Consider the following 7,095-nt stretch of genomic DNA (forward strand, 5'->3'; position numbering starts at 1 on the left):
CAATCAAAATCCAAAAACCACTCCGCCTGAAATTACTTTCTGCGCAGACATGTTGTAATCCGCATGAATTTTTACAACGTAGAGATTCAGTGCAGCACCAATCGTAGTTCTAAAATGATTTTCACCCTTAAGATCAAATGCTACAGCCGTTGATTGGCTGCCATCCGTATATGTGTAGCTGATATTCAATGTTGATTTTTCCATACCTGCAGCTCCGTACAGAGTAAGCACACTGACAGAGTAACTTGCCTGAAGCCCTGCAAACGTAGCTGTTGCGTCAATTATATCTCCTACAGTAAATTTCTGATGATAATAGGCTGCTGCAATATCTACAAACATAAGAGGGAAATATTGGCTCAAATTGTGCCTGATTCCCCAACCGTAAAGTTTTATGTCGCCTATTTCATCGTCAATTTTGTATTTTACATAGCGCAGAGTAAAATCCGTACCAAGCAAAGATCCCACAGTAAGTTGAGGTACTGCAAGAGGGAAAAAGTCAGTATCCAATACACCTCCCGGGAGTTCAATACCATTTACTGTAACATTCTCCTCGTCACCGAAAATAGTGGGAAGGATTGTGCCGGCAGGAGGCTGCCACCCCATCTCAGGCTGAGGGGTGAAAGTTTTTTTATCAGCAGGGATGGGTGCATACATGGCTTTGATTCCAAAATCAATATGAAGGCCGAAAGTTTTAATTTTTGCCGAGTAGAAAAAACCGCTGTTCAGATTGGCACCAAAAGCATCTGCGAGAGGCTGAAGGTAAAGCTTTCCGTTAACAGATGTGTATTTTGATACATTGTTTTCGATATCCTGTGCCTGCAGGGCAAAGGCATTCATCATTAAAAACATGCATGACATAATTATGATATAACGTTTCATGGCCAATTCTCCGATTTGATTAATATGAAGTTATTAGAAATTGGCACATAATTTTGTATTTTGCAACAAAAAAGTAAAAAAATTCAGATAACAGTAATTTTTCCGTTTAATGTACCTTTGATAGTATTGTAGTTTTCAATGAAATTTAGCACTGCTTCAGGGATTGAATCCAAAATATCAGCAGCAGTCATCCCGCGCTGTCCGATCTTTTCCGCAGCGATATCTCCTGCCATTCCGTGAATAAATACACCTGCTTTAATGCTTTCCGGAATTTCCATTCCCTGGCCGAAAAGAGCTGCAATTGTGCCGGTCAGCACATCTCCTGATCCGGCAGTAGCCATGCCGTTGTTACCTGTTATGTTAATCCATATTTTATTATCAGGAGAACATATTAAGGAATGCGCCCCTTTAAGCACAACATAGGAGTTTGTCTTTTCTGCAAGATTTTTTACTGCACTGACAGGGTCGTTTTGAATGGTTTTGACGGAGAGACCTGTTAGCCTGCTTAATTCGCCTGCATGGGGAGTAAGAAGCGTCGGGCCTGAGCGTTTTTTAAGTATTGACAAATCATTCTTTAATGCAGTCAGGCCGTCGCCGTCAATTATCATAAATTTATTAATTCTTGCTGCAAGTTCACGTATAAGTATCTGCGTTTCATCATTCAAAGAAAGGCCGGGGCCCAAAACAACACAATCACTTATTCCCGCAGTTTCCTCAATTTTTAAGCGATTACTTTCACACATTGAACCTTCTGCATTTGCAGTCATGGGAACGAACACAACTTCAGGCGCCTGCTGAGCAATGTGGGGAATCATAAAATCAGGAGCTGCAAGTCGGACATATCCTGCTCCTGCCTTGTATGCTGATAAAGATGAAAACAGAGGTGCTCCGTAATAAGTTTTTGCTCCTGAAACAACAAGTATGTTTCCGAAACTGCCTTTGTGCCCCATTGGATTTCGTTCCGGAAGGAGGCCGGGGATGTTTACTTCGGTTTCAATTGAATCATCGTTATAAAGTTCAGGGGGAAAGGATATATGTGATACGTAGAGCCTGCCGGAAAAATCAAAACCCGGATACAGCATAGTGCCGTATTTAGGAAGTCCGAAAGTGACTGTAAAATCTGAAAGAACAGCCGAACCCATAATCTGTCCGGTGTCGCCGTTTATACCTGATGGAATGTCTACAGATACAACAGGCAGGCCGCTTCTGTTTATCCATTCGATTGTATCCCTGTAAAGGCCTTGTACATCTCTTTTAAGACCTGTACCGAAAATTGCGTCAACAATTACATCGCTTTGGCCTGCAATAGTGTTGAGATTGCTTTTATCTGAAAGAATGTGAATATCTATTCCGATTTTTTTTATTCGGTTAAGGTTGTCAAGGGCTGCACCTTTAAATTTATCTTCTCCTCCGAGGAGTACAATTTTAACATTTGCTCCATAAGACAGAAGTTTTCTGCCTACACCAAGTCCGTCTCCTCCGTTATTGCCTGTACCGCAGAAAATCGTAAAAGAGAGGCCTTTTATGCCGGTTTCTCTTTCTATAGCATTGCATACACTAATAGCAGCATTTTCCATTAATATTGGAGCCGGGATGGAGTATTTTTTAATTGCAGTTTTGTCCATGTTGACCATAGTTGTAACATTGCAAACTTTCATTATAGTAGCCTCTTTTAAAAATATAAGTTTTTTTGTCACATAATCTATAGTGTAAAATATGTTTCCTTGAGAAAAAAGCAAGGAATATGTTAAATTTTTCAGAATGCAGAAAAATGTTTGATTGGGCTAATATATTTATTATCTTTAAGCCCGTAATTTTTACGGTTGTGTTAACATGATAAAAGAAACATTCCCGCAGTATCTAAAGGAGGATTTATGCATTCAACCTATGCTCTTACGAATCCGCTGACGAAGATTCTGGATAAACCGAGGCTGGATTTTACCAGAGAAGACCTTTTAAAAGTAATTGAAGATAAACAGATAGAGCGGATTACTTTTCATTACACTGCCCTTGACGGTAAATTGAAAGAGCTAAAACTTCCCATAGCAAATAAGCGGCAGGCTGAAATCATACTCACAAACGGAGAAAGAGTTGACGGCTCTTCTCTGTTTCGGGGTATGGTAGATGTTTCCCTGTCAGATTTATATGTCGTTCCTGTTTACAGCACAGCTTTTCTGAATCCCTTTGATTCTTCAAGTCTTGATTTTATATGCAGATACCTTACAAAGGAGGGAGAGAGGGCTAATTTCACACTTGATAATATTCTGTACAATGCATACGAAATGTTTAAAGATAATACAGGCCTTGATTTTCATGTAATGGGTGAACTGGAGTTTTTCCTTTTACGCGACCCTGAGACAAAAATATACTCTGCCGAAGTGCAGAAGGGCTACCATTCTTCAACGCCATTTGTAAAGAGCGGCCAGGTACTCAATGAGATGGTTAGATATATTTCCCAGATTACGGAATCTATTAAATATGCTCATAGTGAAGTAGGATACGTAGAAAAAGTGAGAAGTGACCTTGATGAAATCAGAGGTAAACAGGGGGAGCAATTAGAAATCGAATTTTTACCGAGGCCTGTTGATGAAGCTGCGGACTGGCTTGTTCTGTCGAGATGGCTTATAAGAAATGTTTCGTACAGGTGCGGATGTGTGGCTACTTTTGCGCCAAAACTTGAAGAGGGTATAGCAGGAAACGGTTTTCATATACATACTGCACTTATGAAAAACGGTAAAAATATTATGCGTGACAGTTCCGGAGAGATTTCAAAAGAGGCAAGGAAACTCATCGGAGGTTTGTGCACTTATGCTGATTCTCTTACCGCTTTCGGGAATACGGTTTCATCTGCATATTTAAGGTTAGTTCCTGACCAGGAAGCTCCCACAAGAATCTGCTGGAGTGATCTTAACAGAAGCGCAATGATAAGAGTTCCTCTGGGATGGTCTCGTTTAAGAAATCTTGCAGATGTTATTAATCCCGGGAAAGTAAAAGAACTTGAGAATGTAGCCTCGCGCCAGACTGTAGAATTAAGAAGCCCTGATGGCAGTGCTCTTATACATCTTCTCCTTGCAGGGATTACAATGGCTGCAGAGTGGGGCCTAACGCACGAAGGAAGTGATGAGCTTGCTGAAAAGCTTTATGTTGTAGGAAATATTTTTAAAAACAAGAAGCTCTTAAAAAGCCTTCCGGCTCTTCCAACAAGCTGCGTTGAGTCTGCACGCAGGCTTTTGGAAAAAAGGGAACTGTACGAAAGAGACAATGTATTCACTTCTTCAAGTATTGATTATATTACAAATTTGTTGAAGAGTGAAAAAGATGAACATATGAATGAAACTCTCGCAGATATGCCGGCAGATGACAGACTGCATGAAACCAGAAAAATAATGCATAAGGATCTGCACCGCCATTAGGTAAAAAATGGAAACAGAAAAAGGCATCCGTCTGCCAACATTTGTCCTTGCAATTATTGCATGTTTGTTCTGGTCAACGGCTTTTGCAGGTGTGAAGATAGGGCTGCAGTTTATAAAACCCCTTGGATTCGCAGGGATAAGATTTATCATTGCAGGCCTTATTCTTCTGCCGTTTTGCGGAAACCTGAAAAAGATTTTAGATAATATTTATGAAAATCGGAAGATAATTCTACTGCTTAGCGTCTTCCAGACTTTTCTTGGTTACGGACTTTTTTATAATGGTATGACACGAGTCTCTGGTGCTGCGGCAGCAATAATAATAGGAGCATCTCCGTTAATTTCAGCACTTATGGCTCATGCGGCCATTGCAGACGATTCCTTAACTCTGAAAAAATCACTTTTTATTACTTTAGGCCTCGCAGGAGTTGTGATAATAAGTTTAAACAGACACAGAGGAGAAGCTGGTACAGGCAATTATTTTGGCATAGTCCTTCTTCTGCTTTCTTCAATATCAGGTGCAGCTGGTAATATAATGATAAAAAAGAACAAGAAATCCATTAACCCCCTTGTACTGAATGCTTTTCAGCTTTTTATAGGAGGTTGTATGCTTTTTACAGCCTCTGTTCTCTCGGAGGGGACACCTGATCTTTCGGGGCTTCCGATAAAATTCTGGGCAGCTCTTTTATGGCTCAGTGTAGTCTCTGCAACAGGACTTTCAATATGGTTCCGACTCTTACAGAGGCCTGAAGTTAAAGTTTCTGACCTGAATTTATGGAAATTTATCATTCCTGTTTTTGGAGCAATCTTAAGCTGGATGCTTATTCCGGGGGAATCACCTGACCTTGTTACTGTTATCGGAATGATCAGTGTATCAGCATCGATTATTTTTTACAGTTTGAGTACTCATAAAAAATCAAATGCTTTTTTCCCGGAAACATAGAAGGAGAACATTGTGCTGAAAACAATTCTTTTTGATATTGACAATACATTAATTCTTTTTAATGAGCAGAAATTTATGGGTACATATTTATCAGCAGTTTATGAAAGATTTGCTGACATGATGCCTCAAAAGGAATTTATTGAAAGAATTATAACAGCAACTAAGGCCGTTTCAAAAAACAGAGGTGAATTACCAAACGATCAATATTTTTTAAAGATTTTTGCAAATGGAAGAGAGTGGCCGTATAAAGATATATGGGAGAGATTCGATAAATTTTACGATACATATTTTGATTCATTAAAATCTATGGTTAAGCCTGCGCCTGGAGTAAAGGATATCCTTTCAGTCATTGAAGAACAAGGCCTGAGTGTTGTACTTGCGTCCAATCCTCTTTGGCCGGAAAAGATACAGCTAATGCGGGCCTTATGGGCTGGACTTAATATTAAGAATTATGCATTTGTGTCTCATATAACAAATATGAATTATTGTAAACCCGATGTTCAATATTTCAGGCATATCTGCACAATGACTAATACTCCGCCAGATCAATGCCTTATGATTGGCAATGATGAAATTCAGGACATGGCTGCTGCAAGAATTGGGATGAAGACTTTTCTTGTTCTTGACGGTCGGGAGTTTAACGAAGAGTTCTTTCTGCAAAAAGACCATGAACAGGAAAGAGGCAACATTCCCGATCCGGATTTTTCAGGCAGCCTGAAAGATGCTGCTGAAGTAATAAATAAAATAAACAGCAATATGTAATTTATAAGCTAAGGGGAGGCATTTTGTCTAAAGCCGCATTAATTACCGGAGGAGCAAAAAGAATAGGAAGGCAAATAGCGCTTTATCTCGCAAACCAGGGGTTTGATATAGCTGTTCATTATAATCGATCTGTGAAAGACGCAGAGCAAGTAGCCGAAGAGATAAGGTCTATGGGCCGGGAATGCAGTATTTTCCAGGCAGATTTGACCGGAAGAGAGCAGGTTGTAAAATTAGCAGATGATGTGTTTGAAAAGTTTTCGGAGATCAGCCTTTTAATAAACAATGCTTCTTTGTTTGAGAGAGCGGGATTCCTGCAGACAGATGAAGCTCTTTTTGAAAAATTGTTTTCAGCAAACTTCAGAGCGCCATTTCTTCTGATGCAGAAATTCGGCAGACATGCCAATGATAAAAACATTAGATTGCAGATAATTAATATTCTTGATGCGAAAATTTCCAGGAACCACACGCCCTATTTCTGGTATTCTCTTACTAAAAAGAGCCTTGCAGACCTGACTTTAATGGCTGCAAAAGCTCTTGGCCCAAACGTACGGGTAAACGGAATAAGCCCGGGATTGATTTTGCCTTCCAAAGATTCAGGAGAAGAGGGCTTTTTGAGAATGAAGGAGAATATTCCTCTAAAAATGACTGGAAATCCGGATTATATTACTAATGCAATAGGATTTCTGCTTGATAATCCTTTTGTAACAGGAGAAATATTATTTATTGACGGAGGAGAACATTTAGGCTTATGAAGATGAAAGTAAGGATTAAAAACCTCAGGGCAAGAACAATAATAGGAATCCATGAGTGGGAAAAAGAGCTTCCCCGGGAAGTGCTGATAAACCTGACAATGGAATTCTTCGGAGATGCTGCAGTAGAATCTGACCGTATAGATGATACAGTTAATTATCGTATAGTTAAAAAGAAAATTCTTAAAGCAGTTGAAAACAGTAAATTTGAGCTGCTTGAGAAATTGGCAGCGTATGTACTGAGGATTGTAATGGAAGACCAGAGAATAAAATCGGCAATTGTTGAGATAGACAAACCCAATGCACTGAGATTTACAGATTCTGTTTCTGTTGAGTGCTCGGCAAGCAGGGA

Annotated in this window: 7 protein-coding genes; 5 read left to right on the top strand and 2 right to left on the bottom strand. The window is 39.6% G+C overall.

Translation table 11 applies throughout. The annotated features are described in order from the left end of the window. Positions 1–3 precede the first annotated feature (3 nt). Together J7K93_10170 and J7K93_10175 are read right to left on the bottom strand one after the other, a co-directional pair. Complete coding sequence (locus J7K93_10170) at positions 4–879, bottom strand: hypothetical protein (GenBank protein MCD6117371.1); 876 nt, start codon at positions 877–879, stop codon at positions 4–6. Between the two features lie 83 nt (positions 880–962). Further along, positions 963–2,537: an NAD(P)H-hydrate dehydratase gene (locus J7K93_10175; GenBank protein ID MCD6117372.1), complete on the bottom strand. Its 1,575-nt coding sequence runs from the start codon at positions 2,535–2,537 to the stop codon at positions 963–965. 216 nt (positions 2,538–2,753) lie between these two features. Here J7K93_10175 and J7K93_10180 point away from each other — a divergent pair, with 216 nt between their 5' ends. The 5 genes from J7K93_10180 to folB all read left to right on the top strand — a co-directional run. Continuing rightward, the gene (locus J7K93_10180; protein MCD6117373.1) at positions 2,754–4,292 is read left to right on the top strand and encodes a glutamine synthetase; all 1,539 of its coding nucleotides are present in this window, start codon (positions 2,754–2,756) and stop codon (positions 4,290–4,292) included. A gap of 7 nt (positions 4,293–4,299) precedes the next feature. Continuing rightward, a complete protein-coding gene (locus tag J7K93_10185; GenBank protein ID MCD6117374.1) occupies positions 4,300–5,232 on the top strand; it encodes a DMT family transporter in 933 nt (310 codons plus the stop codon). A gap of 12 nt (positions 5,233–5,244) precedes the next feature. Then, the gene (locus J7K93_10190; GenBank protein ID MCD6117375.1) at positions 5,245–5,994 is read left to right on the top strand and encodes an HAD family hydrolase; all 750 of its coding nucleotides are present in this window, start codon (positions 5,245–5,247) and stop codon (positions 5,992–5,994) included. A gap of 23 nt (positions 5,995–6,017) precedes the next feature. After that, positions 6,018–6,746, top strand: coding sequence for an SDR family oxidoreductase (locus J7K93_10195; GenBank protein ID MCD6117376.1), 729 nt, complete (start codon positions 6,018–6,020; stop codon positions 6,744–6,746). After that, positions 6,743–7,095: dihydroneopterin aldolase (folB, locus tag J7K93_10200; GenBank protein MCD6117377.1), on the top strand; the 353-nt coding region annotated here is incomplete at its 3' end. The genes J7K93_10195 and folB, both read left to right, overlap by 4 nt.

Source organism: bacterium, from assembly GCA_021158245.1.
Lineage (GTDB): Bacteria > Zhuqueibacterota > QNDG01 > QNDG01 > QNDG01 > QNDG01.

Coding starts and splice junctions, on each gene's coding strand:
- J7K93_10185 (MCD6117374.1), top strand. CDS start 4,300: ATGGAAACAGAAAAAGGCATCCGTCTGCCAACATTTGTCCTTGCAATT.
- J7K93_10180 (MCD6117373.1), top strand. CDS start 2,754: ATGCATTCAACCTATGCTCTTACGAATCCGCTGACGAAGATTCTGGAT.
- J7K93_10170 (MCD6117371.1), bottom strand. CDS start 879: ATGAAACGTTATATCATAATTATGTCATGCATGTTTTTAATGATGAAT.
- J7K93_10175 (MCD6117372.1), bottom strand. CDS start 2,537: ATGAAAGTTTGCAATGTTACAACTATGGTCAACATGGACAAAACTGCA.